Annotated in this window: 29 protein-coding genes; 20 read left to right on the forward strand and 9 right to left on the reverse strand. The window is 49.0% G+C overall.

Annotated elements, in window-relative coordinates:
• The first annotated feature begins 164 nt into the window (after positions 1-164).
• Genes tsaD through folK form a run of 3 tightly spaced genes read left to right on the forward strand, consistent with a single transcriptional unit; the run spans position 165 to position 2072 of the window.
• Positions 165-1175, forward strand: coding sequence for a tRNA (adenosine(37)-N6)-threonylcarbamoyltransferase complex transferase subunit TsaD (gene tsaD, locus DUW71_RS11860; RefSeq protein WP_119395497.1), 1011 nt, complete (start codon positions 165-167; stop codon positions 1173-1175).
• Positions 1175-1528 carry a dihydroneopterin aldolase gene (locus tag DUW71_RS11865; RefSeq protein WP_119395467.1) on the forward strand — a complete coding sequence of 118 codons (354 nt, stop codon included), beginning with the start codon at positions 1175-1177 and terminating at the stop codon, positions 1526-1528. Before tsaD ends, DUW71_RS11865 begins: the two co-directional genes overlap by 1 nt.
• Complete coding sequence (gene folK / locus DUW71_RS11870) at positions 1521-2072, forward strand: 2-amino-4-hydroxy-6-hydroxymethyldihydropteridine diphosphokinase (RefSeq protein WP_119395468.1); 552 nt, start codon at positions 1521-1523, stop codon at positions 2070-2072. The genes DUW71_RS11865 and folK overlap by 8 nt, the downstream gene beginning before the upstream one ends.
• Here folK and DUW71_RS11875 read toward each other — a convergent pair.
• Together DUW71_RS11875 and DUW71_RS11880 are read right to left on the reverse strand one after the other, a co-directional pair.
• Positions 2017-3342, reverse strand: coding sequence for an HD-GYP domain-containing protein (locus DUW71_RS11875; RefSeq protein ID WP_119395469.1), 1326 nt, complete (start codon positions 3340-3342; stop codon positions 2017-2019). The genes folK and DUW71_RS11875 overlap by 56 nt on opposite strands.
• A gap of 184 nt (positions 3343-3526) precedes the next feature.
• Positions 3527-4537, reverse strand: coding sequence for a tryptophan--tRNA ligase (locus tag DUW71_RS11880; RefSeq protein WP_119395470.1), 1011 nt, complete (start codon positions 4535-4537; stop codon positions 3527-3529).
• Positions 4538-4623: 86 nt separating this feature from the next.
• Between DUW71_RS11880 and DUW71_RS11885 the strand changes: the two genes are divergently transcribed.
• Positions 4624-5376 (forward strand): lysophospholipid acyltransferase family protein, encoded by a 753-nt coding sequence (locus DUW71_RS11885; RefSeq protein ID WP_119395471.1) that lies wholly within the window; start codon positions 4624-4626, stop codon positions 5374-5376.
• On the opposite strand, the gene DUW71_RS11890 is transcribed toward DUW71_RS11885, so the two are convergent.
• Both DUW71_RS11890 and DUW71_RS11895 read right to left on the reverse strand, forming a co-directional pair.
• The gene (locus DUW71_RS11890) at positions 5336-5920 is read right to left on the reverse strand and encodes an IMPACT family protein (protein WP_119395472.1); all 585 of its coding nucleotides are present in this window, start codon (positions 5918-5920) and stop codon (positions 5336-5338) included. The two genes, DUW71_RS11885 and DUW71_RS11890, sit on opposite strands and share 41 nt — an antisense overlap.
• A 4-nt stretch (positions 5921-5924) precedes the next feature.
• The gene (locus DUW71_RS11895) at positions 5925-6839 is read right to left on the reverse strand and encodes a hypothetical protein (RefSeq protein WP_119395473.1); all 915 of its coding nucleotides are present in this window, start codon (positions 6837-6839) and stop codon (positions 5925-5927) included.
• A gap of 246 nt (positions 6840-7085) precedes the next feature.
• Between DUW71_RS11895 and DUW71_RS11900 the strand changes: the two genes are divergently transcribed.
• The 5 genes from DUW71_RS11900 to DUW71_RS11920 all read left to right on the forward strand — a co-directional run bounded on the left by DUW71_RS11900 (position 7086) and on the right by DUW71_RS11920 (position 10869).
• Complete coding sequence (locus tag DUW71_RS11900) at positions 7086-7544, forward strand: hypothetical protein (protein WP_119395474.1); 459 nt, start codon at positions 7086-7088, stop codon at positions 7542-7544.
• Entirely contained in the window at positions 7537-7812 is a 276-nt protein-coding gene (locus DUW71_RS11905; RefSeq protein WP_119395475.1) for a hypothetical protein, read from the forward strand. Before DUW71_RS11900 ends, DUW71_RS11905 begins: the two co-directional genes overlap by 8 nt.
• A 3-nt stretch (positions 7813-7815) precedes the next feature.
• Positions 7816-8487: a response regulator transcription factor gene (locus tag DUW71_RS11910; protein WP_119395476.1), complete on the forward strand. Its 672-nt coding sequence runs from the start codon at positions 7816-7818 to the stop codon at positions 8485-8487.
• Positions 8484-9863 carry an ATP-binding protein gene (locus DUW71_RS11915; protein WP_119395477.1) on the forward strand — a complete coding sequence of 460 codons (1380 nt, stop codon included), beginning with the start codon at positions 8484-8486 and terminating at the stop codon, positions 9861-9863. The genes DUW71_RS11910 and DUW71_RS11915 overlap by 4 nt, the downstream gene beginning before the upstream one ends.
• A gap of 460 nt (positions 9864-10323) precedes the next feature.
• Positions 10324-10869 carry a hypothetical protein gene (locus DUW71_RS11920; protein WP_119395478.1) on the forward strand — a complete coding sequence of 182 codons (546 nt, stop codon included), beginning with the start codon at positions 10324-10326 and terminating at the stop codon, positions 10867-10869.
• 113 nt (positions 10870-10982) lie between these two features.
• Here the strand turns inward: DUW71_RS11920 and ispB are convergent, their stop codons facing one another.
• Entirely contained in the window at positions 10983-11951 is a 969-nt protein-coding gene (ispB, locus tag DUW71_RS11925; RefSeq protein WP_119395498.1) for an octaprenyl diphosphate synthase, read from the reverse strand.
• Between the two features lie 307 nt (positions 11952-12258).
• Here ispB and rplU point away from each other — a divergent pair, with 307 nt between their 5' ends.
• The 4 genes from rplU to proB all read left to right on the forward strand — a co-directional run bounded on the left by rplU (position 12259) and on the right by proB (position 15527).
• The gene (gene rplU, locus DUW71_RS11930; protein WP_119395479.1) at positions 12259-12570 is read left to right on the forward strand and encodes a 50S ribosomal protein L21; all 312 of its coding nucleotides are present in this window, start codon (positions 12259-12261) and stop codon (positions 12568-12570) included.
• A 15-nt stretch (positions 12571-12585) separates the two neighbouring features.
• Positions 12586-12843 (forward strand): 50S ribosomal protein L27, encoded by a 258-nt coding sequence (gene rpmA, locus DUW71_RS11935; protein ID WP_119395480.1) that lies wholly within the window; start codon positions 12586-12588, stop codon positions 12841-12843.
• 73 nt (positions 12844-12916) lie between these two features.
• Positions 12917-14110: an Obg family GTPase CgtA gene (gene cgtA, locus DUW71_RS11940; RefSeq protein ID WP_119395481.1), complete on the forward strand. Its 1194-nt coding sequence runs from the start codon at positions 12917-12919 to the stop codon at positions 14108-14110.
• Positions 14111-14408: 298 nt separating this feature from the next.
• On the forward strand, positions 14409-15527 hold the full coding sequence (proB, locus tag DUW71_RS11945; protein WP_233546120.1) for a glutamate 5-kinase: 1119 nt from the start codon (positions 14409-14411) through the stop codon (positions 15525-15527).
• 57 nt (positions 15528-15584) lie between these two features.
• Here proB and DUW71_RS11950 read toward each other — a convergent pair whose 3' ends face one another.
• The 3 genes from DUW71_RS11950 to DUW71_RS11960 form a co-directional block, all read right to left on the reverse strand.
• Entirely contained in the window at positions 15585-16658 is a 1074-nt protein-coding gene (locus tag DUW71_RS11950) for an alkene reductase (RefSeq protein ID WP_199671215.1), read from the reverse strand.
• Positions 16659-16678: 20 nt separating this feature from the next.
• Complete coding sequence (locus DUW71_RS11955) at positions 16679-17548, reverse strand: EamA family transporter (protein WP_119395482.1); 870 nt, start codon at positions 17546-17548, stop codon at positions 16679-16681.
• Between the two features lie 78 nt (positions 17549-17626).
• Positions 17627-18538, reverse strand: coding sequence for a LysR family transcriptional regulator (locus tag DUW71_RS11960; protein WP_119395483.1), 912 nt, complete (start codon positions 18536-18538; stop codon positions 17627-17629).
• Positions 18539-18733: 195 nt separating this feature from the next.
• Here DUW71_RS11960 and DUW71_RS11965 point away from each other — a divergent pair, with 195 nt between their 5' ends.
• Together DUW71_RS11965 and speB are read left to right on the forward strand one after the other, a co-directional pair.
• The gene (locus tag DUW71_RS11965; protein ID WP_158584037.1) at positions 18734-21166 is read left to right on the forward strand and encodes a bifunctional diguanylate cyclase/phosphodiesterase; all 2433 of its coding nucleotides are present in this window, start codon (positions 18734-18736) and stop codon (positions 21164-21166) included.
• 255 nt (positions 21167-21421) lie between these two features.
• Entirely contained in the window at positions 21422-22387 is a 966-nt protein-coding gene (speB, locus tag DUW71_RS11970) for an agmatinase (protein WP_119395485.1), read from the forward strand.
• Here the strand turns inward: speB and DUW71_RS11975 are convergent.
• Positions 22384-23361, reverse strand: a complete 978-nt coding sequence (locus tag DUW71_RS11975) for a GlxA family transcriptional regulator (RefSeq protein WP_119395486.1) — start codon at positions 23359-23361, stop codon at positions 22384-22386. The genes speB and DUW71_RS11975 overlap by 4 nt on opposite strands.
• 113 nt (positions 23362-23474) lie before the next feature.
• Between DUW71_RS11975 and DUW71_RS11980 the strand changes: the two genes are divergently transcribed.
• The 5 genes from DUW71_RS11980 to DUW71_RS12000 all read left to right on the forward strand — a co-directional run bounded on the left by DUW71_RS11980 (position 23475) and on the right by DUW71_RS12000 (position 26712).
• Positions 23475-23894 (forward strand): MAPEG family protein, encoded by a 420-nt coding sequence (locus DUW71_RS11980; protein WP_119395487.1) that lies wholly within the window; start codon positions 23475-23477, stop codon positions 23892-23894.
• Positions 23895-23940: 46 nt separating this feature from the next.
• Positions 23941-24579: an FMN-binding negative transcriptional regulator gene (locus DUW71_RS11985; RefSeq protein ID WP_119395488.1), complete on the forward strand. Its 639-nt coding sequence runs from the start codon at positions 23941-23943 to the stop codon at positions 24577-24579.
• Between the two features lie 125 nt (positions 24580-24704).
• Positions 24705-25241 (forward strand): hypothetical protein, encoded by a 537-nt coding sequence (locus DUW71_RS11990; protein WP_158584039.1) that lies wholly within the window; start codon positions 24705-24707, stop codon positions 25239-25241.
• Complete coding sequence (locus DUW71_RS11995; RefSeq protein WP_119395490.1) at positions 25238-25738, forward strand: GNAT family N-acetyltransferase; 501 nt, start codon at positions 25238-25240, stop codon at positions 25736-25738. The genes DUW71_RS11990 and DUW71_RS11995 overlap by 4 nt, the downstream gene beginning before the upstream one ends.
• On the forward strand, positions 25738-26712 hold the full coding sequence (locus tag DUW71_RS12000; protein WP_119395491.1) for an AraC family transcriptional regulator: 975 nt from the start codon (positions 25738-25740) through the stop codon (positions 26710-26712). Before DUW71_RS11995 ends, DUW71_RS12000 begins: the two co-directional genes overlap by 1 nt.
• Positions 26713-26868 lie beyond the last annotated feature (156 nt).

Below are 26868 nucleotides of genomic sequence, written 5' to 3' on the forward strand. Positions count from 1 at the left end.
GCAAAGCCAGCCCGCAGGGGCGCCGAATTATACGCCTATCCAAATTAGGATGCAACGCTGGGTGTTTGCGCTTGGCGACTATTTCTGGCGATCGCATGACTCAGCTCTGGTTTGAAAGTGGTATAGGGCTTAAAATACAGGCACTAATTGAGATTGAGGCAGGCATGCGAGTATTGGGTATTGAAAGCTCTTGTGATGAAACAGGGGTGGCGATTTTTGACAGTGAACAGGGCTTGATGGCCGATGCACTGTTTAGTCAGATAGATATGCATGCTTTATATGGTGGTGTGGTGCCTGAACTGGCCTCGCGTGATCATGTGAAACGTTTACGCCCGTTGGTTGATCAAGTCATGGCAGAGTCTGGTTGCACGCCTGCCGATATCGACGCGGTGGCGTTTACTCAGGGCCCTGGTTTGATTGGCGCGCTGATGACCGGCGCCTGCTTTGCCCGTGCGTTGGCCTATGGTTGGAATGTGCCAGCCATTGCGGTGAACCATATGGAAGGCCATTTATTGGCGCCGATGTTGGCACCTGAAAAACCTGAATTTCCTTTTGTTGCTTTGCTGGTATCGGGTGGTCATACCCAGCTCTATTCTGTTGAAGGGGTTGGCCAGTACGAGCTGCTTGGTGAAACGCTTGATGACGCAGCCGGTGAAGCCTTTGATAAAACCGCCAAGCTGCTTGGTTTGCCCTACCCAGGCGGCCCTCATTTAGCCAAACTTGCCGAGCAGGGTGATGCCACACGCTTTAAATTTCCGCGCCCAATGATGGACCGCCCTGGTGTTGACTTTAGTTTCAGTGGTTTAAAAACCGCAGTACGGACAGCAGCGAATCAAATAGAGCAGATAACAGAGCAGGACAAAGCCGATATCTGCGCTAGTTTTCAAGAAGCCATGGTTGATACGCTGACTCGTAAATGTAAACGCGCCCTGAAAGAAGCTGGGATGAAGCGCTTAGTTGTGAGTGGTGGAGTAAGTGCCAATATTGCCTTGCGCAGCCGTTTGCAAAAAACTATGGCTGGCATGCAAGGGGAGCTTTATTGTCCGCCGCTGAGTTATTGTACCGACAACGGTGCCATGATCGCCTTAGCAGGCTGGCATCGAATGCAAGCCGGTGCACAGTCGCAAGCATTGGGCTTGGTTGTGAAGCCGCGCTGGCCATTAAAGGAAGCATAATGGATTGGATTTGCATTGAGTCTCTCAGCTTAGATGCCGTGATTGGTGTATATGACTGGGAGCAAGAAACGCGTCAGATGCTTACCTTTGATGTTGAGCTTGGTACCGATATACGCCCTGCGGCAGCATCTGATGACCTAGGTGATACCCTTAACTACTTTGCTGTTGCCGAAGAAGTGAAAGGCTTTGTTCGCAGTCAGCGACCGGCCTTATTGGAAACCTTGCTTGAGCAGTTAGCACAAAAGTTGCTGGCTCATAAGGGGGTGCAGGTTGTGCGCTTATCTGTGCTAAAGCATGGTTGTATTCCCGGAGCAAAAGGGGCTCGCCTAATTATTGAGCGCTCGCATGCCTAAAGTATTTGTGTCGGTCGGCTCAAGTTTGCATCGCTATGATTCTGTTGCGGCAGGATTAAGTAAGTTGGTAGAACGATTTTCAGCTTTGCAGGTGTCGCCAGTATTTGAAAGTGAAGCCGTCGGCTTTGCTGGCCCGGCCTTTTTAAATTTGGCCGTTAGTTTTTCCACCGAGCTTGCGGTGAATGATTTGATTCGGTGTTTAAAAGATATTGAAGATAGCTGTGGGCGTAATCGCAGTTTGCCAAAGAACTCACCGCAAACGCTAGATCTTGATCTGCTGACCTATGGTGATGCATCAGGTGAGTTGGAAGGAATTGTTTTGCCGCGGCCAGGTTTGCTTGATCACGCTTTCGTGCTCTGGCCATTAGCTGAGTTAGCACCTAATGAAGTTTGCCCTGGCGTAAACAAAACGTTTGCCGAGCTATGGCTTGGATGGCAGGGCGATCAGGCGCTGCACCCGGTCGATTTTATCTGGCAGGGCAATACAATTAGTGCGGATCAAATTCGCTTCGGCTGTTCAGAATCGGCAATAGGTCGCGAGTAACAGTACCTAGGTCGATCGTCGTTTCCACTGCGCGCAGTTCACGCAAAATGGTTAAACGTCGGTGTTCTGCCAAATCTATGCGTTCGGCATCGGTTGGTAGGCCGTCTGAATCACGCACACGCATAACAATTGGGCGTTGTGGATCAGTGCGGCGAGGGTGTAACACAATACATTCGCTGTTATCCGACAGTTGCACAACCGTTCCGGCTGGGAATAACCCCATAAACCCGATAAAGTGGTTAAGTAACACTGGATCGAACTGGTGGCCAGCCAATGAGTGCATTTCGCGCAGCGTCTCAATATGAGTGCGCGCCGAAGAATACGGGCGTTCGCTGGTCATGGCATCATAGGCATCGGTGATTGCAATCGTGCGAGCGATTTTAGAAATCTCTTCACCTACTTTGCCGTATGGATAGCCTAAACCATCATAACGTTCATGGTGGCTTAGTGCGGCATCAGCAACGGCTTGAGGAATGGCCGGATCTTCTACCAATAACTGGTAACCCATTTTTGGATGCGCTTTTACTAGCTTTAATTCGGCTTCGCTTAAATCACTGGTTTTATGCAGTAGTGATTTAGGAATGCGCAGCTTGCCAACGTCGTGCAATAAGCCTGCCATTGAAAGCAATTGAATATCGGACTCACTGGCACGCATTTGGCGACCGTATAAGCCAGATAAAATACCAACACTCACGCTATGTTCGGCGGTGTATTGATCATGCGACTTAATTTTGCTCAGCCACATCATGGATGCAGGGCGGCGGATAACGGCCTGAGTTAGGCTCTTAGCCGACTTTTCCAGCTCACGACGATCAATGCGCTCGCCTTGACTGACGCGGCGAGACAAGTCAACAGCCGTATCTTTAGCATCGTCCCATATTTTTCGAGCTTGCTTAAACGAGGTGACGCTTCGATTGCGCGCTAATGCACTAGGTTTGTCGCTAGCAGTAGTGTGGTGGACTTCGCCTTGGCGTAAGCTAGTAATCGTGTTGGTTGGCTTTTCTTTGCGTTCCGGTACAACATGCGTTACCGAGGCAGCTTGGCGAGTGGCTGCTTCATCAATTTGCACGCGGCGGCACAAGCGCTTCAGTTCAGCAATGTCTTTCTGAGTCTGAATGCGGAACCCTTGTAGTGGGTACTTCGTGCCTAACCATGGTCGGTCGAGCGCGCACACGTACATACCCACCTCTAGGTCCTCTACGAGTACCTCTCTGGTGGTGCGCTCAATATATAATCGACGCTTTTCGCTGTGGCTGTGGTCTACCGGCATTGTTCTTTCCGCAAAAGAAGAGGGGCGATTGTGCCAAGTCCTGCTTTGTTTGTCCTTAATATTATTGTTACATGATCAAATGCATTTCAATAATAACTTTTGATCAATTAGTGTGCGCTGGATCACAAGACAGCAATGCATTAAAACACTGTTAGAGGGCGTAACGCCCTCTGGTTACAGCTTGTTACGAGAACTTTTTAATGCCAACTTTTGAACGAATTTTATCCAAAAATGCGCCGGCCTGTTGACGCGCTTTTTCAGCGCCTTTTGCCAACTCAGCATCGATCATTGCTGGGTCGCTCATTAGTTCATTGTATACTTCGCGTTTAGGGGCTAGGTGTTCGTTTAAGTGCTCAAAGGTAATCTTCTTCGCTTCACCCCAGGCAATGCCATCAAGATAGCGTTGACGCATTTCTGCAATTTCAGCTTCATTGGCAAATGCACTATATAGCTCAAACACAGTACAGGTATCAGGGTCTTTAGGTTCACCAGGCTCAAGTGAGTTGGTCACAATCTTGTTGATGGCTTTGCGGAACTTCTTCTCGGTATCGAAGAGCGGGATGGTATTGTCGTAGCTTTTACTCATTTTACGACCATCCAGGCCTTTAAGAATCATGCCGCTTTCATTTACCACGGCTTCTGGCATGTTAAACGTGTTGCCATAAACATGGTTGAACTTGCCAGCTATGTCGCGCGCCATTTCTAGGTGTTGAGTTTGGTCTTTGCCCACCGGCACTTTTTGTGCGTTAAACATTAAAATATCGGCAGCCATTAAAATTGGGTATGAGAATAAGCCCATCATAATGCCGCGATCTGGGTCGGCGTCGCCGTCATCGAGGTTGTCTTGCACGGCAGCCTTGTAGGCGTGGGCGCGATTCATTAATCCTTTTGCTGTCATGCAGGTTAGTATCCACGACAGCTCGGTGATTTCAGGTATATCGGACTGGCGATAAAAAGTAACTCGGCTAGTGTCGAGGCCACAGGCTAGCCAAGTCGCAGCAACCTGCTGTGCCGACTCGTGTACACGGGCTGGATCATGACATTTAATCAGCGCGTGGTAGTCGGCAAGGAAAAAGAATGATTCCGCAGATTCTTGCTGGCTTGCTTCAATTGCTGGTTGAATTGCGCCAACATAGTTGCCTAAGTGAGGGGTTCCGGTTGTTGTGACACCGGTAAGTACAATTTCTTTTGCCATGCGATTCACCTTATTTTCGTAGGCGAAACCATAACCTTTTAAGCGTAGTTTTCCAATCCAATTGCTGGGTTGGGTGAGGGAAAATCATGAAATATGTAGCACTTTTGGCAATGGTTGTTTGGTTGCTGCTTGGTTTGCTTACTGTGTTAGTGCTTTGGCCATTGCGATGGCTGCAAGTCATTTCGCTGAAGCAGTTCCTAACCATCGAGGGCTGGTGGTTTCGCATCGTAATAAAAATGCTCGGGGTTCGTTTGCGCATAAAAGGTGAAATGGTAAATGGCGTGCATATGGTGGTAGCAAATCACATTAGCTGGTTAGATATTGCGCTCATTTCAGCAGCCTGTGATGTGCGTTTTGTTTCCAAGGCGGAGGTGCGAAAATGGCCTGTGATTGGGTTTCTAGCGGCAAGTTTAGGCACGCTGTTTATTCAGCGTGGTGCTGGTCAGTCGGATGCGGTAGCTGAACAAATGGTGGCGTCGGCCAAGCAAAATATGCCAGTCGCCTTTTTTCCTGAAGCCAAAACGTCTTCTGGCGAAACTGTGCTTAGGTTTCATCGGCGTCTGTTTGCAGCACCTATTAATGAGGGGTTGTCTGTGCAGCCAATAGCTATTCATTACCATGATGGTGAGAAGGCTTGCCACGCAGCAGTACCTTATGTTGGTGGGCAAACGTTGTGGCAGAACATCAATACGTTGTTATCTGTAAAAGGCAAAATTACAGCAACAGTAAGCTTTGGGCAGGTAAGTCAGTTAGCAGGACGCGGGCGAGAAGAAGTAGCAGACTTGCTACAGCAGCAAGTTATTGAAATGAAGGAAGCGGCTCGATACGAAGTGCTTTAAGCACTTCTTCAACCTGCGCTTGCTTGCTCTCGGGCAGTGTTAGCGTTGCCGAAATACCTTGGCTGTTATAGTCAATGTTAGGGGCTAGCCCCAACTGCTCTAATTGATAGCGAATATCACGTTCTTCAGCAAAGTCTGCCGAAAATACAGCTTGTAGCTGTTTCTCTACGACAACGATGTCGGCAAGGTCTAGGGCTTCGACCGTGGCCTGGCTGTATGCGCGTACCAAGCCACCTGCGCCAAGCTTGATGCCACCGAAGTAGCGCGTCACCAGCGCGAAAATGTTAGTCATGTCATTATGCTGCAGCACATTCATGATGGGCTTGCCAGCCGTGCCCGATGGTTCGCCGTCGTCCGCCATGCCGCTGTCGGGTGGGGCAAGCAATGCCCAGCATTGGTGGCGTGCATCTGGGTATCGAGTTTGGCGTTGGGCAAGATATTGCATGGCTTCATCGCGTGAGCTAACCGGGGCTAGCAAAACAATAAAGCGGCTTTTTTTTACGATGTACTCGTGTTCGATGACGCCAGAAATGGTTTTAGCCATAGGGTTATGGACGGATGGCGTTATTTTGGCAGTAAGTGGTGTTTATTACCTGTGCTTCGCTACCAGCGCTAGCGGTCAATGTAAGGTTGGTAATATTGCTGCGATTAGAGATGTAAACGGTATTGCCCTCTGCATCGACCGTTAAATTGCTAATTGTCCTATCGCAGAGAAATACTTCATTATCGTTTGCAGTTACCGTGACGACCGCAATGTGGCCAGGTGTTCCTCGGCTAATGGATGCTGCCGTCGCGTTGTTATTGATGTGATTGAGTGCGCCGTATCTCAAATCAATAGTGTTGTTGTTGCCAGTAACCTCAACTATTTGCACTTCGAGGTTGCCAAGATATGTGGTGCTGGTATCTGTATAATCACTTCCGACACAGAGTTCGGTGGCGCTACTGGTCTCGGTGCACCTATTGGATTGGCCTGCATTTTCTACCATGTGGGCGCTTTCATCTTGGCCTTGCCCACCCGTAAACTGACCATCCAAACTCAGTTTTTCGATAGCTACATTTTGCTCAAACAACACGTGGTTGTTGAAGCCTTTTACCCAAAGGTGCTTAAGGGTTGTGCCTGCTGTAATGATGACGCCATGTCCACCTTCTTGACGACCTTGAATGTAAAGTACTGAATTGTCCAGAGGGGTGCTCAGCGCCTCATTATACGGTGTATGTTGAATCTCAAGCTTGTTAAATGAGCAGGTGTCCGTGTCACAGCCGTTGCTGTAGCCCTCAACTGTAACAGGGGCGGTGATGGCTTCATTGAAAATCACGGTGCTGCCATCAACGGCAGATTTCAGCGTGTCAGCAATACTTGGTACCGGTGTCGGGTCTGGCGCAGGTGCAACAACACTTGCTGGCGGGTTGCAACCTGCCAGGAGAAGTGCCGAGATAAGAATGGATAAGCTAATTCTAATCATAGTGTCGTTGCGTAATTAAACCGTCATAAATTGTACAATGCTGAACAAAGTGTAAACAACAACCCTGTTTTGCATTGATACTTAAGTCACAGAACGGCACAGTAAATTTGACTGTTGAAGCGTGTTCGACGACATATGTACCCTGTTTAACACTTTTCCCACTGCGCTGCCAGTGTTGTTAAATTATTCAGGACTAGTTAAGTGCTTGGTGCGCACACTTATAGCATCAATAGAGGATCCGACCCCATGCGGAAGATTGTATCACTATTCGCCTTGATTGTTATACCTTTGTTAGGTTTTGCACATAATGAGGCGCAAATTGTTGATCGGTATGAGTACGCCGAAGTGCTAGGTGTTCGCCAGGCTGTAGAGCGCCAGCAGGTTGAAGTGCAGCATACCGTTTGCCAGCAAAAAAGTTTGCCAGCCGAGGGAAGTGACGATCAGCTAGTGCAGCCATTTGACTCACTAGAGCAAGGATTATTGGATTTTGCCGAGCAGGTGTTGCCGTCGCAGGCCGCTCAGTTGCGGTTTGGCCGCTCGCGCGAGGCGCGCGTATGTCAAACGGTAAATGAATATGTATGGCGGGATGTCATTGTTGGCTACGACGTGCGCGTGCTATATAAAGGCAACATGTACGACGTGCGCACAGCAACCGACCCTGGCGCACGATTGAAGTTTAAAGTGGTTTTGGTTCCTGATGAATAAGAAATTCTGGTTGATTTTATTGTTTTTGCCCGTATTGGTACTGGCGAAAGATAAGCATCCTTGTACTGAGGAGCCGTTGCCTCTAGCAACGGAGGATCAGTTACTGCAGGTTGTATTTTGCGAGTACCCAAATGCAAAGGTGCTAAGATTTGAACTAGATGAGAACGAAGCAGGCGAGCCGATTTACCATGTTCGTTTGCTGGAAGGTGAGAAAATACACGTGCTGGTTTACCAACTAGCGAATGGCAAGTTGCTTGAAGAGGAATGATCGATGCGACTGTTACTAATTGAAGATGAAGCGCGTTTGGCCGAGCATATTTTAAATGGATTGCGCAATCAAGGCTACGCAGTTGACTGGTCGCAAGACGGTGAAGATGGTCTCTTTCGAGCTTGTGAATACGACTATGATCTTGCCATTGTGGATATTGGCTTGCCGGGTATTGATGGCTTGGAGGTCATTCGTGAATTGCGCAAGCGCGAACGCAAGGTGCCTGCCTTGGTGCTTACCGCACGCTCGCACTGGCGAGATAAAGTGGAAGGCTTAGAGGCTGGTGCCGATGATTATCTGGGTAAGCCATTTGTATTAGATGAGCTGCTAGCACGGGTGAATGCGTTATTGCGCCGAAGTGTTGGACAAGCATCGCCAACCATTGAAGTAGGGCCGCTAACCATAGATACAGCTCGCAAAGAAGTGCAAGTGAACGGCACTGTTGTGGCGCTTACTTCATACGAGTACAACACGCTTGAGTACTTGGTGATGCACCGCTCTAAAGTGGTATCGAAAACCGAGCTAACCGAGCACTTGTACGAGCAAGACTATGACCGTGATAGCAATACGATTGAAGTATTTATCCGTCGTTTGCGCAAAAAATTGGATCCAGAGGGTGAGTTGCAACCTATCGCTACGTTGCGCGGCCAAGGGTACCGATTGGCACTTGGATGATCGCACTGGTTAAACGCTTAAAGGGCGTTGTGTTGCCGAAATTTCGCGGGTCAATGAAGGCCCGCTTATTAATTTCTTCCGCTTTTACTCTACTATTCTTCCTTGGTCTTACCGGCTTAGTGCTTGACCGTGCTCTGGTTGCCAGTGTGCGAACGGCATCTGAGACCGAGTTGCGCTTGCGTGCTTACTCTTTGTTAGCAGAAATGGAAAACCGCGAAGGTCAGCTTTATTTACCCCGAATTGTACGAGAAGAATCGCTCAACAATCCTCAGTCTGGCATTGTCGCCTTAGTTCTGAATGATCAGTTCAATACCATTTGGCAGTCTGCATCGTCGCGGTTTGTGCCTCGTTTTGACCGCTTAGTCGTAGAGCGAATGGAAAATATCACCTCTACAGCGGAAGGTTGGCAGTTTGGTATTGTGCGCTCAGCTGGGGTGGAATGGTACGCCGGTAAAATATCGGTAAACTGGGCGTCCCTGGATGCTCAGTTGCAGGTATTGGTGCTCGAAGACAAGGGTGGGCGCTTGGCTGCGATTAATGAATTTCGTCGTCAGTTATGGTGGGGCTTGGCAGCTTGTGGCTTTACCTTGATGTTGTCTTTGTTAGCGGTGGTGAAGTGGACGCTTGTGCCTTTGCGACGTTTGTCCTTTGATTTGTCACGGATGAAAGACCGACAGCAGGACAGACTACAAGAAGATTATCCTGATGAACTTCAACCCGTCACTGATTCCCTCAATATGGTGGTCGAAGCTGAGCGTGAGCAACGTTTGCGTTATCGTGATCGCTTAGCTGATCTTGCTCATAGCCTTAAAACGCCGTTGGCGGTACTAGGGGGTATGGCGGATGATCAACGTATGCCTGAAAACTTGCGCCGCGATATTAACGACCAGGTTGCTCGTATGGATCAGGTAGTGCAGTACCAGTTGCGTCGTGCGGTACATGCTCATAGCGCACTAGATCAATCTGCCACCGCGTTAGCGCCCATGGCGCAGCGCTTATCCAGTGTGGTGGTTAAGGCGTATCAACCTGAACCTGACGTTGATGTCGATGTGCCAGAAGAGCTGTTTGTGCCGATTGGCGAAGATGACTTGCTAGAGGTGCTGGGTAACCTAATTGAAAATGCTGCTAAGTACGGTCGTGGATTAATTCAAGTTGGAGCTAGTGAAAATTGCTTCTGGGTTGAAGATAACGGCCATGGTATTCCTGAAGATCAGCATGCGGCTGTGTTTAAGCGTGGTGTGCGAGTGGATACACTTAAAGCCGGCCAGGGTATTGGATTGGCGGTCGTGGATGACATTGTAAAAAGCTACGGCGCGAAAATATCGATATCGGAATCGGAAGACCTTGGGGGTGCCAAGTTTACTATTAGTTGGTAGTTTAGCTATGCAAACTATTTTCTTGTCATAGATCAATGCTTGGTCTAGCCTAAAAAAACTTTCCTATTATGCAGATTGGTCTGCTTACTTGCCCATATTTGTCACTAATTGACCGTGATTTATTGTTTGGTGTGATTTTTGATTTTGATCGCACTTTTGCGTGCATTCAAATATTTGACACAGAAAAAGTAAATTAGTTGGCGTTCAAAATTTGACTTGTTGAGTGATGAGATTTTGACGCTTGCTGGTTTGCCGTTAACTGTTCGAATTGGCTAACTCGGGTCTAATTGTTGGGTGTATGTAAAAACTCACTTTCTTACGATGTTATACAAATAAAAATTTATATTTTTGGCATCCTTCTCGCAATTGTCTAATCAGAGAGCAATTAAATGCTCATATTAGAAACGCCAAAGGCCTATAGAGCCGAACAATGGCAACGACAATTGTGGGGTAAATAACTATGAAAGCAGTAATCACAGCAGCAGCCGTTAGCGCCGCAGTGTTACTGCAAGGATGCAATGTGTACATCGATGTACCAGTCACTGTCGGCCCGCAGCCAACTGTAACCAATGTTGTTGACGTGACGCCAACACCCATTGCAACCACTATTATTAGTGCAACACCAGAGGTAACAGCAGAGCCTGAAGTGACGCCGGTACCGGCTACGCCAGTGGTAACCGCTGAGGTAACTCCGACACCAGTTGTGACGCCGGAACCAACACCGGAGCCGACTGCGCAGCCAACGCCGGTTAATGAGCAAGTGCACTTAATGTGGTCGCCACCATTGCAGCGCGAAGATGGCACTACGTTGACCGAGGCAGAGCTAGCGGAATATGTGATTCGCTACCAAACCACGGGAGCAACTAGCTTTGAAGAAGTACGCTTGCCAGCAACTTATACAAGCACAACGCTAGAGTTGCCAGCCGGTGAATACGAATTTCAGATAGCCGTGGTGGATACCGACGGACTAATGAGCGACTTTGTCTCAGCAGCTAAGGGTATATAGAACCCCGCTTCACCGGCACGCAGTTAGTGCCGGTGCTTTTTTCCTGCTGGTCAAAACCAGAAAAAGCCGAGCATACAGCTCGGCTTTTCTATTTGGTTTACGCTAAACAGTGTTTACGATTGACGCTTCACCGCCATATGGGCCAGGTCGGTGAGAGCCCCTTTGAACTCTGAGTCGCGCAAGTCTTGTAAACAAGCAATGGCCAAGTCTGCTTGTTGTTCTGCTTGTTGGCGGGCGTAATCAATGGCGCCCGTTGCGTTTACTGCTGCCAATACAGCTGGCAAAGCAGCCAGATTGCCGCCCTCAATGGCCTCGCGAATCACTTGTTTTTCGTCATTTGAGCCGGTTTGCATGGCATAAATTAGTGGCAGCGTTGGTTTGCCTTCAGCAAGGTCATCGCCAACATTTTTGCCCAATGTTTCAGCGTCGCCCTCGTAATCGAGTACGTCATCAATTAACTGGAAGGCAAGGCCTAAATGAATGCCATAATCATAAAGTGCTTTTTCTTGTTTCGGGCTCGCCCCTGCAAGTGCCGCACTTGAGGCCGTTGCAGCGCTGAAAAGCTCGGCAGTCTTGGCCTTTATCACTTCCATGTAGGTCGCTTCGTCGACATCTGGATTGCGTGCGTTCATCAACTGCCACACTTCACCTTCGGCAATTTTATTGGTCGCCTCACCCAGAATGCGCATAACGGCCATGGAATCTAGCTGAACCATCATTTGAAAAGCGCGCGAATAAAGGAAGTCACCAACCAAAATAGAAGGTGAGTTACCCCACTTTAAGTTGGCTGTTTGACGGCCTCGACGCATAGAGGAGTCATCAACTACGTCGTCATGTAACAAGGTTGCCGTGTGCAGGTACTCAATAATTGCTGCAAGGGTATAGGTATGGTCACTCTTATTGCCGAGTGCGCCTGCCACCAGTACCGCTAGAATTGGACGAATGCGTTTGCCGCCAGAGTCGACGATGTATTCGGCAATTTGCTCAACGAGCGGGACGCGCGAACCTAGTTGGCTGAGAATTTCTTTGTTTACGAGTTCTAGGTCGCTCGCGACCAGAGACATTACCGAATTGTTCGCCATTGATTTGGTATAAGCCTGTTGCTGAAAAATTATTACGCTGATGCTAGGTACGCAGCTTTGGCGCGTCAAGTTTTGCGCCAAAGTATAACAGCAGCTTTTAGTGGGCTCTATAACTGTGTTTATTGACTCGCATATAAATATATTGAGCATCTTACATAAGAAGTGGCCTTTAACGTTGCATTCAGCTGGCGCTTTGCATATAATCTCGCGCCCGTGCTCTCTGCCATAGGGTGCCTGCAGCGTGGTAGTTGCCTTTGGAAGCAGACAGTAAAGTAGCACGACATACATTTTTATATAGGTAATGACTATGTACGCTGTGATCAAAAGCGGTGGTAAACAGTACCGCGTTAAAGAGGGCGATGTCCTCAAGCTAGAAAAAATTGAAGCCGAGACTGGCTCAGCAATCAACTTCGACGAAGTATTGCTAGTTGGCGAAGGCGAATCGGTAAACATCGGTAAGCCGGTTGTTGAAGGCGCTAAAGTAAGTGCTGAAGTTGTTGAACACGGTCGTCACAAGAAAGTGACTATTGTTAAGTTCAAGCGTCGTAAGCACCACCTGAAGCATGCTGGTCACCGCCAGTGGTACACTCAGGTTAAAATCACTGGTATCTCAGCTTAATTAGGAGAGTGACTCATGGCTCACAAAAAAGGTGTTGGTTCTACACGTAACGGTCGCGATTCGGAAAGCAAACGCTTAGGTGTTAAAGCTTTCGGTGGCCAAACTGTTAGCGCTGGTTCTATCATTATTCGTCAGCGCGGCACAAAAGTACGTCCAGGTGTGAACGTTGGTCTTGGTAAAGATCACACTTTGTTCGCCCTAAAAGACGGCAAAGTAAAATTTGAAACTCGCGGTAAAGGCTCACGTAAGCACGTAAGCATCGAAGAAGCTTAAGTTTAACTAAGCTCGAGTTTGAAAAAGCTCTGTCGCCACGCGATGGAGCTTTTTTGCATTAGGAGACCAGAAAATGAAATTTGTCGATGAAGCACGAATCGCCGTAGACGCCGGTAACGGTGGTGCAGGCTGCTTAAGCTTCTTGCGCGAGAAGTTCCGTGCGAAAGGCGGCCCAGACGGCGGCGATGGTGGTCATGGCGGAAGCGTCTGGTTCCAAGCTGACGAAAACCTAAACACCCTGATTGATTACCGCTACACCCGCCATTATAAGGCGGAGAACGGCACGCCAGGTCGTGGTTCAAATATGACCGGTAAAATGGGTGAAGATTTATATCTTAAGGTACCTGTGGGTACATCGATTATCGATAGCGATACCGGCGAAACCCTAGGTGACTTAACTGAGCATGGTCAAACGCTCATGGTTGCCAAAGGTGGCAAGCGTGGTTTGGGTAATGCTCGCTTTAAAAGCTCAGTAAACCGTGCGCCGCGCCAAACCACGCCTGGTGGACAGGGTGAGTCACGCAACATTATGCTAGAGCTAAAAGTATTGGCCGATGTGGGCCTACTTGGTTTGCCTAATGCCGGTAAATCCACTTTTGTGCGCGCTGTCTCGGCAGCAAAACCAAAAGTAGCCGACTACCCATTCACCACCTTGGTGCCAAGCCTAGGTGTTGTGCGAGTAGATGAGCTGCGAAGCTTCGTGGTATCTGATATTCCAGGCTTGATTGAAGGTGCTGCAGAAGGCGCTGGTTTAGGTGTTCGCTTCTTACGCCACCTTATTCGTACCCGCGTATTGCTACACCTTGTGGACCTAGCGCCAATTGATGAAAGCAATCCTGCTGAATCAGCAGTAGTGATTGCTGGTGAGCTTGAGCGCTTTAGCCCAACGCTCGCCGAGCGTGAGCGCTGGTTGGTGCTTAACAAAGCAGACTTGGTAGACGATGAAACGATTACTGAACGCAAGCAAGCCATTATTGAAGCGCTAGACTGGCAAGGCCCAGTTTACGTGATTTCTGGGGTAACTGGCCAAGGCGTTCGCCAGCTTAACCTAGATTTGATGAACCTACTTGAAGAATGGCAGCAACGTGTAAGCGAAGACCCTGAGTTCGCCTTGCAACAGCAAGAAGAGCGCGAACGCGCCGAAGCCGAAGCGCGTGAACACATTGAATTCTTACGCAAACAAAAACGTGCCGAACGTTTGGCTGCACAAGAAGATGACGATGATGACGACGATGAGTTCGACGTGCCGTTTGAGTATGTTCGGTAAGTATTTGTCGTTTTCAAGAAGCCTCGCAACTGCGGGGCTTTTTGGTTTAAGTAACTGAGAAAAAATTCCTGCTAAATCCTGTAAACAATCCGTACAATACCTTTGCTTCCGAATTAAGCAGTCAGCCCCGCGTAGGTTGCACGGCTTTGCTGGGCAACATGTGTTTATCAGTCATTCCCGCGAAGGAGGGAATCTAGTTGCACAATTAAATGGCAACATGTGTTTCCCAAACCTTTGGTTTGTAAAACCTACGATCTCAATGATGGAAGCAAAGATTAAGTTGTTAACAGGATCAACCATGAACCGTAATGAAGTACAAAATGCCAAACGTTGGGTGATTAAGATCGGCAGTGCGCTGTTGACCAATGATGGCAAAGGACTCGACAAAGCTCGTATTGCCGACTGGGTAGCGCAAATTGCCAAGCTACACCAGCGTGGCATCGAGGTCGTTTTAGTCTCTTCAGGTGCTGTGGCAGCAGGTATGCAGCAGCTAGGTTGGTCGCAACGCCCCACCGAAATGGCTGATCTACAAGCCGCCGCCGCGGTTGGGCAGGCATCATTGGTACAGTATTACCAAGACATTTTTGCGGTATTCGGCCTGCAAACGGCGCAGATTCTGTTAACCCATGACGATCTATCGGATCGCACGCGGTATTTAAACGCTCGCAACACGGTGCGAGCTCTGATTAAACACAAAGTCATTCCCATTATTAACGAGAATGACACCGTGGTAACCGATGAAATAAAGTTCGGTGATAACGACACCCTAGGTGCCTTGGTCGCCAACCTAATTGAAGCCGATGCGCTGATGATTATGACCGACCAAGACGGCATCTTCACTGCCAATCCGCGCACTAACCCAGACGCCGAGCTGATTACCTCTGCGCGCGCCAACGACCCCTACCTGCTCACCGTTGCATCGGGCGCTGGTACGCTTGGCCGTGGTGGTATGGCCACTAAGGTGACCGCAGCGCGCTTGGCGGCACGTTCGGGCACCGGCACCATTATTGCCGGTGGGCGTAATAAAGACATTATTAGTCGTATTTACCAAGGCGAAGAAGTGGGCAGCTGGTTATACCCAGACGAAGCACCGCTAACTGCGCGCAAACAATGGCTAGCCGGGCACTTGCGCACCAAGGGCACCGTGGTCGTGGATGCTGGTGCTAAGGCGGCGTTAACGGCCAATGGCAAGAGTTTGCTGGCGGTTGGGGTGAAACAGGTCACTGGCACTTTTCAGCGTGGCGATGCGGTGAGCATTCTAGACCACGAAGGCCAAAAAGTGGCCATTGGCTTGGCCAACTACAGCCAAGAAGAAGCCAAAGCCTTGTGCGGGGTACCCTGCAAACAAATCGCCCAAACCCTTGGCTATGAAGTGGATGCCGAGTTTGTTCACAGAGATAATTTAGTGTTGTTATAGGATAATTTGGTATTGCTATAGAAGGCTAGCGCGCTGTGTGCCAGCGCGCTTCGTCTGCTAAGCCAGCGCTTCGGCTAGCAGAGGGTAGTCGGTGTAGCCTACTTCGCCCCCTTCATATAAATACTCACCTTTCATTTCATTCAGTGGTGCCTGGTTCTTTACTCGGGCAACCAAATCTGGATTGGCAACAAACAAGGCGCCAAAGCACACGCCATCGGTTAAGCCTGTGTCGAGCATTACCGGTAGAATATCGGTCGACGCTGGCCAGGCATTGGCATCTGAGTGCGGGTTTACAATCAGTGGGCCTTGCCACAGGGCACGAATGGCTTGGGTGTGGTGGCGGCAATTCGCTTCCATGACGTGCAGATAGGCTAGCTCTGTTGGCAACTGCTCAATCAGCGTTTTGTAAAGCTCGTTGGTGTCTTCTTCAATAATGTCGTTGTATGCATTCTGTGGCGATAGGCGCACGCCCACTTTGCCAAAACCTATGGCTTGCCCGCAGGCTTTAATCACCTCAACTGCAAAGCGCACTCGGTTTGCCACGCTACCGCCGTAATCGTCGGTGCGCACGTTGGTATTGCTGGCCATAAACTGGTGAATTAAAAAGCCATTACCGGCGTGAATCTCAATGCCATCAAAGCCTGCATCGATCGCATTGATGGCGGCCGTTACATGCTCATCAATCGCTGTCTGTATGGCTTGCGCATCCATTGCAAGCGGTTGTGGGTAAGGCTGCTTACCGCTTGGCGTAAAGATTTCTCCGTTGGCGGCAATGGCTGAGGGCGCCAATGGCTGCTGGCCATTGATCGACGGGTGCCCAATGCGGCCAGCGTGCATAATTTGCGCAAAAATCTTACCGCCTTGCTCGTGCACAGCTGCCGTAACAGGCTGCCAAGATTTCACTTGCTCTAAACTGTGCAGCCCAGGTGTGGTGCTAAAGCCTTTGCCAGCAATGCTTAGGTAAATGCCTTCACTAATAATAAGGCCTGCCGAGGCGCGCTGAGCGTAATAGGTGGCCATAATCGGTGTGGCTAGGCCATTTTCGGTGGCGCGACAGCGAGTCATAGGGGCCATAACAAAGCGGTTTGTAGCTGTGATGTCGCCATATTGAACAGAAGTAAATGCTTTCATAATAATGATCTCCGTTGTTATTAAGCTGGTTGCCGTGTTCGTTGTGGAAGTTGAGCCAATACGATGGCTGCAATGATGATCAGAGCACCGCATAACTGCAGTGGGCTAAAACCTTGGTTGAGCACGATAAAGCCAATGAGGGCGGCCGACAGTGGGCTGAGCAGCGCCAGCAGAGAAACCGACAAGCTGGCGAGCTTTTCAATACCGCGAAACCACAAGGCATAGGCAACTAGGGCGCCAATAATGGATAAATAAGCAAAGCCCAGTATGTTTTTGCCACTTAGTTGGGTGGGTAGGGGTTCTAGCCACAAGGTAAGTGGCAGCAGCACTAAGCCACCAAATACCAGTTGCCAAGCAGTAAAGCTGAGTAAATGGGTGTTATCTGGGCGCCCCCAGCGTTTGGTGAGCACTATGCCAGTGGCCATTGATAGCGCACCGGCTAACCCTGCTGCCACGCCAATGAAATTCATCCCCGTTTGTTGCTGAACCACCACTAGGCCCACGCCCATAACGGCCATCGCACATGCCATCACTTGATTGGCCTGTATGGGGTTGCGAAAGAGCAGAGCGCTGTAAGCCAGAACAATAAAGGGTTGAACCGACATCACCAGTGCTGCAATACCACCTGGTAGGTGATAGGCGGCTACAAATAAGAAGTAAAAGAAGGCGCCAATATTCAGCACGCCAAGCGCTAAAGATTTTAGCCACCAACTACCGCTTGGCAGTTGGCGAAAAATCAGTAGCAGCACCAGCCCAGCCGGCAGAGCACGAAGCATGGCGGCCAGTAGTGGGACATCGGCAGGTAAAAATTCGGTGGTTACAAAATAGGTACTGCCCCAAATAATGGGGACCAGCGCGGTAATGGCTAGGTTGATGGTTTGCTTGGCCATGGTTGCTCCCTGTCACGTTGAATGATGGGAACAACTTTAGAATTTGCCCGGCGCCGGGCATAGAGCGCTCGGGTGAACTCAGTGTTCAGTCAAACTAGACGCTCCAACCTGAAAGCGGTCGGCAATAAAGTCAATTAGCAAGCGAACCCTATGTGGTACCGTTTGGCTACTGTTGTAAAGTACCCAGATGGCACTCTCTGGTGGGCGATAATCGCTTAGCAGTTCTACTAGCTCACCACGGGCAAGCTCGTCTGCCACATAAATATTTGGCACACGCAGTACACCACTGCCATCCAGTGCGGCTTGTTTCAGTGCCAAACTGTTATTGCACTGGTAGCGCCCGGTTACCGCCACGCTGATGTCACTGCCTTGGTCGAGATAATGCCACCGCATGGGGGTGCTTACGCCGGTGTAAATAAGCGCCCGGTGGCGTTTGAGCGCTTGCGGGTCGTTAGGCGTGCCATGCTCGGCCAAATAGCTTGGGCTAGCACAGGTGATAGACTGAAACGCGCCTACTTTTTTGGCTTTGATGTTGCTATCGGGCAGTTTGGCCGAGCCGCGCAGGGCAAGGTCGTATTTTTCTTTAAGCAAATCAACATAGTCATCTGAGTATGTGGCCTCAATCACTATGTCGGGGTAGTGCGTCATAAACTCACTAATCAGGGGTGCGGCAAACATTAAGCCAATCGAGACGGGCAATGAAATACGAATATGGCCACAGGCACTGCGCTCGTATTGGCGAATGTCCTCGTCGGCTTCGCTTAATTGTGCTAGCAAATCATTTACCCGCTCATAGTAGGCCATGCCTGCTTTGGTAATCATCACGCCGCGGCTGTGGCGCTTAATTAGGGTCACATTTAGCTGAGACTCCAAGGCGGTAATGTGATTGCTAATGGCCGCTTTCGACATCGCCAGCGCCTCGGCTGTTTTGGTAAAGCTGCCTAGCTCAACAACGCGGCAAAAAGTCTGCAGTGCTTTAAACTTGTCCAATATGAGTACCTCGTCCTTCCCCTAATGTAAGCAGCATCACACAGTAATTAATGGCGTTACAGGCTGCAAGTCATGCCATGAAGTGCTTAACTATAAAGGCAGTCTATTGTAAGGAATATGGATTTGTTTGATTGGCAGACATTACTAACTAAGCTAAACGGGCGGCTGCTGTGGGTTGCTTCGTTTGTGTTAGTCATGTCTGTGCTATTGCTATCTGTGCAGCAACGCTACCAAGATCGGCAACTGATTGCGGATCTTTCAAGTGGCAACCTGATCGACCGATATGGTAGGCGACTGCAAATGGAAGTTGACCGGGCGCTGTCGAGTGCATACATCCTTCGTGGCGTGGCAAGGCAAGCGCAAGTTAATCAATATAGCTTCAGTCTTGTAGCTCAAGAACTTTACCAACCACTAACTGGCATTCGTTCGTTGCAATTGGCGCCAAATGGCGTTGTTACCTATGCCTACCCTCAAGAGAGTAATCAGCCTGCCATTGGCCACAATCTAATGGAAGACCCCGAAACTGCGCCCTTTGTACAGGAAGCCATTTTAGATGATCGTTTGGTGATAGAAGGCCCTAAACAATTAAAGCAGGGTGGGATGGGGGTGATCGCTCGCCTACCCATTTTTATTGATCAGGCTTTTTGGGGCGTTAGTGTGGTGGTATTCGACTTCCCTGATATTGTTCAGGGCGCTGAGCTCGAGGCGCTGGCTGAGCAGGGATATGACTATACCCTTTGGCATATAGTCGACGATGGTGAGCCTGTTGAATTACTTAGTTCGGGGCAGGATTCAGTTAAAACTGCGGCTGTAACGGCACCAATTGCAGTGGGTAACCATCAATGGCAACTGAGTATTGCTCCGGTTCATGCTGGGTGGGTGGAAGCCACATTATTAATTGAAATCACCGTTGTTGCATTAATTAGCATATTGTTCGCCGAAGTAGTGCGAGCTAACTATAGGCTAATGGGTAGCCGGAGAAGCCTAAAAGCATTAGTTTCTCAGCAAACATTCAGCCTTTCACGCAGCGAAAGCAGGCTGCTACAGGCGCAAGAAATTGCCAAACTAGGGAGTTGGGAATACTGCCTAGGGGATACCCAGCGACGACTGTCGAAACAGGCGATGAGTATATTGTCGAGTAAAAGTAGCGAAGAGTGGTTAGCGCCTAAACGCCAGCAGGCCCTTGATTCGTTACTGGCTTTTCGAGGTCCTGGTCAAAAGCGTGTTGAGTATGAGTTCTTGCGCGATGGCCAAGCGGTTTGGGTTCGAGAGATTGCTGAATATGAAGCCAAATCAGAACGCTTGTTTGGCACAGTTCAAGACATCACTCAGGAGGTGCAAGCGAATCGCACCATCTGGCGTCAGGCAAATGTTGATGAGTTAACCGGATTGGCTAATCGAAATTTACTGGTTCATCAGTTTGAGCAGCTTGCTGGCCAAACAAAAGCAATACAGCTGGGGCTGCTGGTGGTCGATGTCGACAACTTTAAGGGTCTCAACAGCGGTTTGGGTAGTGACGCTGGCGATGCGGTACTAAAAGCGGTGGCCGAGCGGCTACAGCAGGCTGTGTCTGACTTGGATATATTGGCTCGTTTCAGTGGTGATGAGTTTGTTATCTGTGTCAATAACCCAAGTGGCGCCAATATTGATGCGTTGGTCTCACGTATTCGGCGAAGCTTAGAGAAGCCGATTATGCTAGAGGGCGTCTCCCGTTTTGTCACGGTCAGCGGGGGCATTAGCCGCTACCCAGATGATAGTGGCAGTTTTAGTGAGCTGCATCGGCTTGCCAAGATTGCCTTGCTAACAGGTAAGGACATCAGTCCAGGACGGTTTACCCACTATTTGCCACAAATGCTGGAAGACGTTCAGCAGTTAAACACCTTAGAATCAGAGCTTAAGCAAGCCATTCGCCAATATGAAATATTCATGGTGTACCAGCCAATTGTAAGCGCCAGCCACTATAAAATGGTTGCCATCGAAAGCTTGGCACGTTGGCAACATTCAACAATGGGTTCTATTCCACCGGATCGTTTTATTACCATAGCAGAACAGTCTGGCACCATAATTGCGCTAGGCGAATATATTGCCAAGCAGGTAGGGCAAGACCTGAGTCACTTTCCTAACCTTCGCAATACTAAAGTAGCCATTAATATCTCTCGGGTGCAGTTTATCGATGAAGCTTTTGCCACCACGATGAAGCATGTTTTAGAGCAGTCATTCGCATCAGAGCAGCCAGTGGTGTTTGAAATTACAGAATCTGCATTACATAACGATGCTCAGCACGCTCAGCGCACCTTGGGTGAGCTTTTATCACAGCAAGTAAGCTATGCCCTTGACGACTTTGGTACCGGCTATTCGTCGTTTATTAGCCTCAAACAGTTCCCCGTTTCCAATGTTAAAATAGATCGTTCATTTGTTACCGACTGCCCAAACCGCCCAGACAATCAAGCACTGCTCACGGCGATCGTTGCCATGGCGCACGCTCTTGGCTTTACCGTCACTGCAGAGGGGGTTGAAACAGTGGAAGAAGCCGAGTACTTGCGCGGCATTGACTGCGATTTTTTACAAGGTTATTACTTTAGTAAACCTTGTTCACTGGCAGAGCTTGTGCAGCGCTTTACGCCATAAAAGTGTGTACCACTGAGACTGCTATCCCGCTTAAGCACCAGGGCTTGTTATCGATATGGGCGTCTTTAAAACTATTGTGTAAAAACTGACCGGTTTTAATTCCAAAAAAGTATCTAGCAAGGCAAATAATTATTAGGTGCTGGACTATCTTGTATGCAAAATATCGCCTCTTTTTCTGCACCACAACGCCCAAGGCGCTCAACGCTCAAATCAATGTGGTGCTTGCTTACTTAACTCTTGAATGAGGACGTTCAAATGAACGATTTGTTTAGCAAGCCTGATTATTCGTTATATTCGAATGCGATGAGCTTTTTGCGCTGCCCCTACCATAAAGACCCAACCGCTGTGGCCGCAGACATTGTGGTGTTTGGTGCGCCACTGGATATGGCAACCTCAGGCCGTCCAGGTGCTCGCATGGGCCCGGATGCCATTCGCCGTGCGTCGGTGAACTTGGCGTGGGAAGGTAAAAAATTCCCTTGGGACTTTAATTTACTCAAACGTGCCACCATGATTGACGCTGGAGACCTAGTATTCGATTGTGGTGATGCCCAAGATTTCACCACTCGTATGCAGGCCGCGGCCAGTGCCATTATTGAAGGTGGTAAGTGCCTATTAACCCTTGGTGGTGACCATTTTGTAACGCTGCCAGTGTTGCGCGCGCACGCCAAAAAATATGGTGAAATGGCATTGATTCACTTTGATGCCCATACCGATACCTATGCTAACGGTAGTCATTATGATCATGGCACCATGTTTTATCATGCGCCTAAAGAGGGGCTTATCTCACCTCAGCATTCAGTGCAGGTGGGTATTCGCACAGAGTATAAGCAAGATGGTCATGGCTTTAACGTGATTAACGCCTTAGAAGCCAACGATCTCAGTGCGCGCGAAATTGTTGACCACATTCGCCGCATCGTGGCCGATAAGCCAGTGTATATTACTTTTGATATCGACTGCCTAGACCCAGCCTTTGCTCCAGGCACCGGCACACCGGTATGTGGTGGGCTCACTTCGGATAAAGTGTTAAAGATTATCCGCGGCTTGGTAGGGTTAAACATTGTTGGCATGGACGTAGTAGAAGTCTCGCCAGCGTATGACCAAAGCGATCTAACTGCGTTAGCTGGCGCAACCATTGCACTGGAATTGGCATACGTTTGGGCAGCCAGTAAAACCGTGCCACTCGAGCCACTAGCGGATGCCAACTTAGATTTTGCTATCTAGTGATCATCGCGCGCTTGTCGGTAAGCACTCATGGATTGGCCTTGCCGCTGCAGAAATATTTTTTGCAGCGCTTGGCTATTCTGGTAACCCACCGACAAGGCAATCTGCTCGATGGTTTTGTCGGTTTGGCTTAACAATCGGCAGCACAGCTCAATACGAGCTTGTTGAATGAACTGCTTAGGCGTCATAGCTAAGTTTTTCTTAAATTTTCTGATTAGTGTGCGCTCACTTACGCAAGCCATTTGCGCTAGCTTATGCAATGACAAATCATGGCGCAAATTACTTAAAACATGCTGCTCAACTTGTTTTAGCACCTTATCGTGATGGGCTGGCAGCGCAGCTAAAAACTTATAACGGCTTTGCACTATGGGTTGGCGCTCAATCAATAAAAATCGACTCACATAATCGGCAAGCTCATCGCCATATGCTTGTTCTATTAAGTAACAGGCAATAGATAAAAAGCTAAGCGTGGCGCCACCAGTTATGAACTTACCATCAACAACCAAGGCTTGGTCGGTATCGGCAGTCACACGTGGGCAGTGCTGGGCAAAAAACTTATCCAACCACCAGCTCGACGTGACATGCTTGCCATCGAGTAAGCCGAGCTTTCCCAATACCGCCACGGCATTGCAGCCAGCCACGACGTACTGACAGTTAAGAAATAAGCGCAGTAAGTTTGGCAATTGGCCTGCAAGCTGATCGGCTTGTGCCAATAAATTAGCGTCACTGGTATCTTGATAGCCATTGAATACAACGGCATCCAGATGCCCAACATTGGCCAGAGTGCGCTGGCAATCAAAAGTAATACCTTGCCCCGACGAAACACTCAGCGAGTCGACACCAATCAACTGCCATTGTATGGCGCCTGCAATACCCAGCCGATTGGCAGTGTTTTGCGCCATTTGAAACACGTCAATCATGCCGGTAACAGCTGTTGTCATAAAACCATGATTAATCACCAAGCCAATTTTCATCAGTAGTGCTCACAAAAGATGTCAGTTATGAGTGTAAATATGTCATAAATGACACTGCTTGTCTGTGGGGAAGTTAGCCAAACTGATGTCTTCTAAAACAAGGAGACAAAACTATGTGGAGCATCATCACTATTTTCCCAATCTTATTATTAATGGTGATTGTTTGGTGGTTAGTGGCAGCGCGCAGAATTAAAGGCGCGGCGGCTGGCGCCTTTGGTATTAGCAGTATTATTTATGGCAACCAGCATGAGCTGCCGAATCATTATTTATTACCAGGGCGTAACTACGACAATCTAATGCAGCAACCCGCTTTGTTCATGGTGCTAATGCTGTTTGTTTATCAACTTCAGTTAAATCATATCGGTATGCTCGTACTCGCTTGGGTATTTGTGCTGGGTCGCTACTGGCACAGTTTCGAACACCTAAGGGCTCAAAACATTCGCCTGCGCACCGTTGCCTTTGCTTTGTCATCAGTGAGCCATTGGCTGTTATGGCTTTGGGTGCTGGTCAATGTGCTGTACATGCACGGCTGACAGTGTTTACTATTGCGCTAAACAGGGCAAGTGACTAGGGCAGAGCATGTTTACCCCAAAGAAGTTTTTAAATACGGATATCGCTGAGCAAATCCAACTAATGCGTCAATACCCATTGGCAACACTGATTACTGAGCATGACGATGGGGTGCAAGCGTCGCATGTGCCCATGCTGGTCGTTGAACAGGACGATCAACTCTGGCTGCATGGTCATATTGCTAGGGCGACCCCTATTTGGCGCAATCCTTTGAAGCACACGCCAGCGCTGGCCATATTTCATGGGCCAAATTGTTATATTTCGCCAAATTTATATCCAACAAAACAGCAGGATGGGCGAGCGGTACCCACCTGGAATTATGTGTCTGTGCAGGTAACGGGTGAGATCGAGTTTGTCCATGATGGCGACTGGCTTGTTGAAATGCTGAATCAGTTAACCGATGAGCATGAGGCAAGCAATGCATCGCCTTGGCGATTGACTGACGCTCCACAGACGTATCTAGACAAACAAGTGCAAGCCATTGTTGGGGTGCGCATAAAAGTCACCAGCATACATGGCAAATGGAAAGTGAGTCAAAACCAACCTGCAGTGAATCAGCAGGGTGTTATTAAAGGGCTCACCGAGCAGGGCGGTGCAGCCCAACTAGCCATGGCTGAGCTGGTGAAAGACAAGGCGGGAGCATTGTAAAATCACACAGGCAAGATACGCCTTCACGACGATGTCACGATCGGTAATACTTATTGCCAATTTGGTGGTGAGTTTGCCCACTCTGATGGCTTGTGATTTTTCTAACCAATACCGAGAATGATTGAATGAAAAAGGGACTCTTGTGGCTACTCATTATCACAATTGTATTAGTGTTGCTTGCGGCATTCGCCTTGTGGCAGAAAGCTCGACATTTTGAAGCCCGGCTGGTGCATGCCACTGACGTGAGTGAATATGTTCTGGAACATCTCGCTGATGTGAATAATCTACAGTACTTCGATGACCCCTTTTTTGAGCAGGCGAATGTTACTCAGATCAAACAATTCATTGCCAATGAGTGTATGTGGACAAGTCGCTACGGTAAGTTTGTCGACTTTTTCAGAGGCGCGCATACTCAGCTTGGTTCTAGCAAAGAGGGTGAAAAGTCACCTTGGTCTGGTGCCTCAGAGCAGCTGTTAATGATATACGAGTATAACCTTGGCTGCGGTGAATTGCGCTTTATCCTCAGCTTCCATCGGTTTGATGAGCTTGCATTCACTGGCATTTATATTGAACCACAGTCCGTCCAGAGCCCTTGGATTGTATCGCCGCAAAAGCAGCTCAAGTACGGTGGTGGCGAAGCGTATTTTCCGAGCGGCAAATGATGATTGTTATTCGGCCAATTGAGTCAAGCGACGACCGTAAAATTAGTAATATTATCCGCCAAGTCGGCGCCGAGTTTGGGGCCGTCGGCGAGGGCTTTGGTCCGGGAGATGCGGAAGTAGCCAACATGAGTGGTCATTACCACCCAAGCCAGCGCAGCCGCTACTATGTGGCGCTGCTGGATGGCGAAGTGGTTGGTGGCGGTGGGATAGCGCCGTTTACTGACGCAAAGGGAAGCAATCGCACTTGTGAGCTGCGCAAGTTATTTCTATTGCCGCAAGCGCGCAGGCTTGGCATAGGTAAGCGCTTACTCGCGCAGTGTTTAGATGATGCTAAATCCTTGGGCTATCATGCTTGTTATTTAGACACCCTAGCGAACATGCATGCCGCAATAAACTTGTACCAACAATATGGATTTAAGCACCTAGACGCGCCCATGGCTGCAACCGAGCATGGCGGCTGTGACGTGTGGATGTTAAAAAAATTGGATGTATCTTAATGCCAACATCGTCTTCACTTGAATATCAGCAACGGGTCAATCGAGTGGTGGATTATATTCGCCAACACCTAGCTGATGACCTTGCGCTTGAGCGCCTTGCGAGCTTGGCGAACTTCTCAAGCTTCTACTTTCACCGCATATTCAAAGCTGTTACCGGTGATGGACTTTATCAATTTATTCTGCGCCAACGCTTGGAGCAAGCGGCAATCATGCTGGTCGATCACCCACAATGTTCGGTCACCAATATCGCCTTTTCATGTGGTTTTGCCAGCCAAGCTGCCTTTGCTCGTGCCTTCAAAAATCACTTTGCCTGCAGCGCAACCGCCTGGCGCAAAGGTGAACACTTGGTATTTAGCAAGAATCGTAAAGAGCTTGGCAAACAAGGTGAAACGCTTGCCAGTAATTGGCAAGTTCAGCAGCTGTCAGATGTTTATATTGATGCCTCGAGCAATTCGTATAAATGGAATCTAACTATGCTGAATAAAAAAGATCTAACGGTCAGTGTGCGAACGCTAGAGGCAACCCCCATTGCCTTCATTCGCCACGTGGGCAAATTTGTTGGCGAGCAAAATAAATGGGGCCAGTTGTTTCACCAGCTCACCAAGTGGGGGGCGGCGAACGATGTGTTAATTTGCCCAGACACCCGCTTCTACACAGTATTTCATGACGACCTGCGCATTAGTGACCTGAGTAAATTTAGAGCCGACGTGGCCATGTCGATACCGGCCAATAAATCAGGCTCGGGGCCGGTAGAAGTTGCAGAACTCGCCGGCGGTCGCTATGCCATGGCGCAATTAGAAATCAACGGTGATGAGTTTGAGCAAGCTTGGGATTTACTGTTCGATCATTGGCTGCCCAACAGTGGCTTTCAACCCGATGACCGGCCCTGCTTTGAGCGCTACCTCAATGACTATCGTCAGCACCCAAAGCAGAAACACTTTATTGAGCTTTATTTGCCAGTGAGGCCTTTGTAGAACTGAGCCGACCAAAAGGGCCAAAGCTTGGCCCTTTTTTTGTTTGCCCAGCGAAGCTGGCAAACCCGTCAGGTTGCAAGACACCTGAATCACCCCGACCAAGGGGAAGATAATCCGACTGGCAAGGGCGTTGCTGGCCAACGGCAGGGTCTGAAG

It is taken from the genome of Salinibius halmophilus (genome assembly GCF_003577475.1).
Lineage (GTDB): Bacteria > Pseudomonadota > Gammaproteobacteria > Pseudomonadales > Natronospirillaceae > Salinibius > Salinibius halmophilus.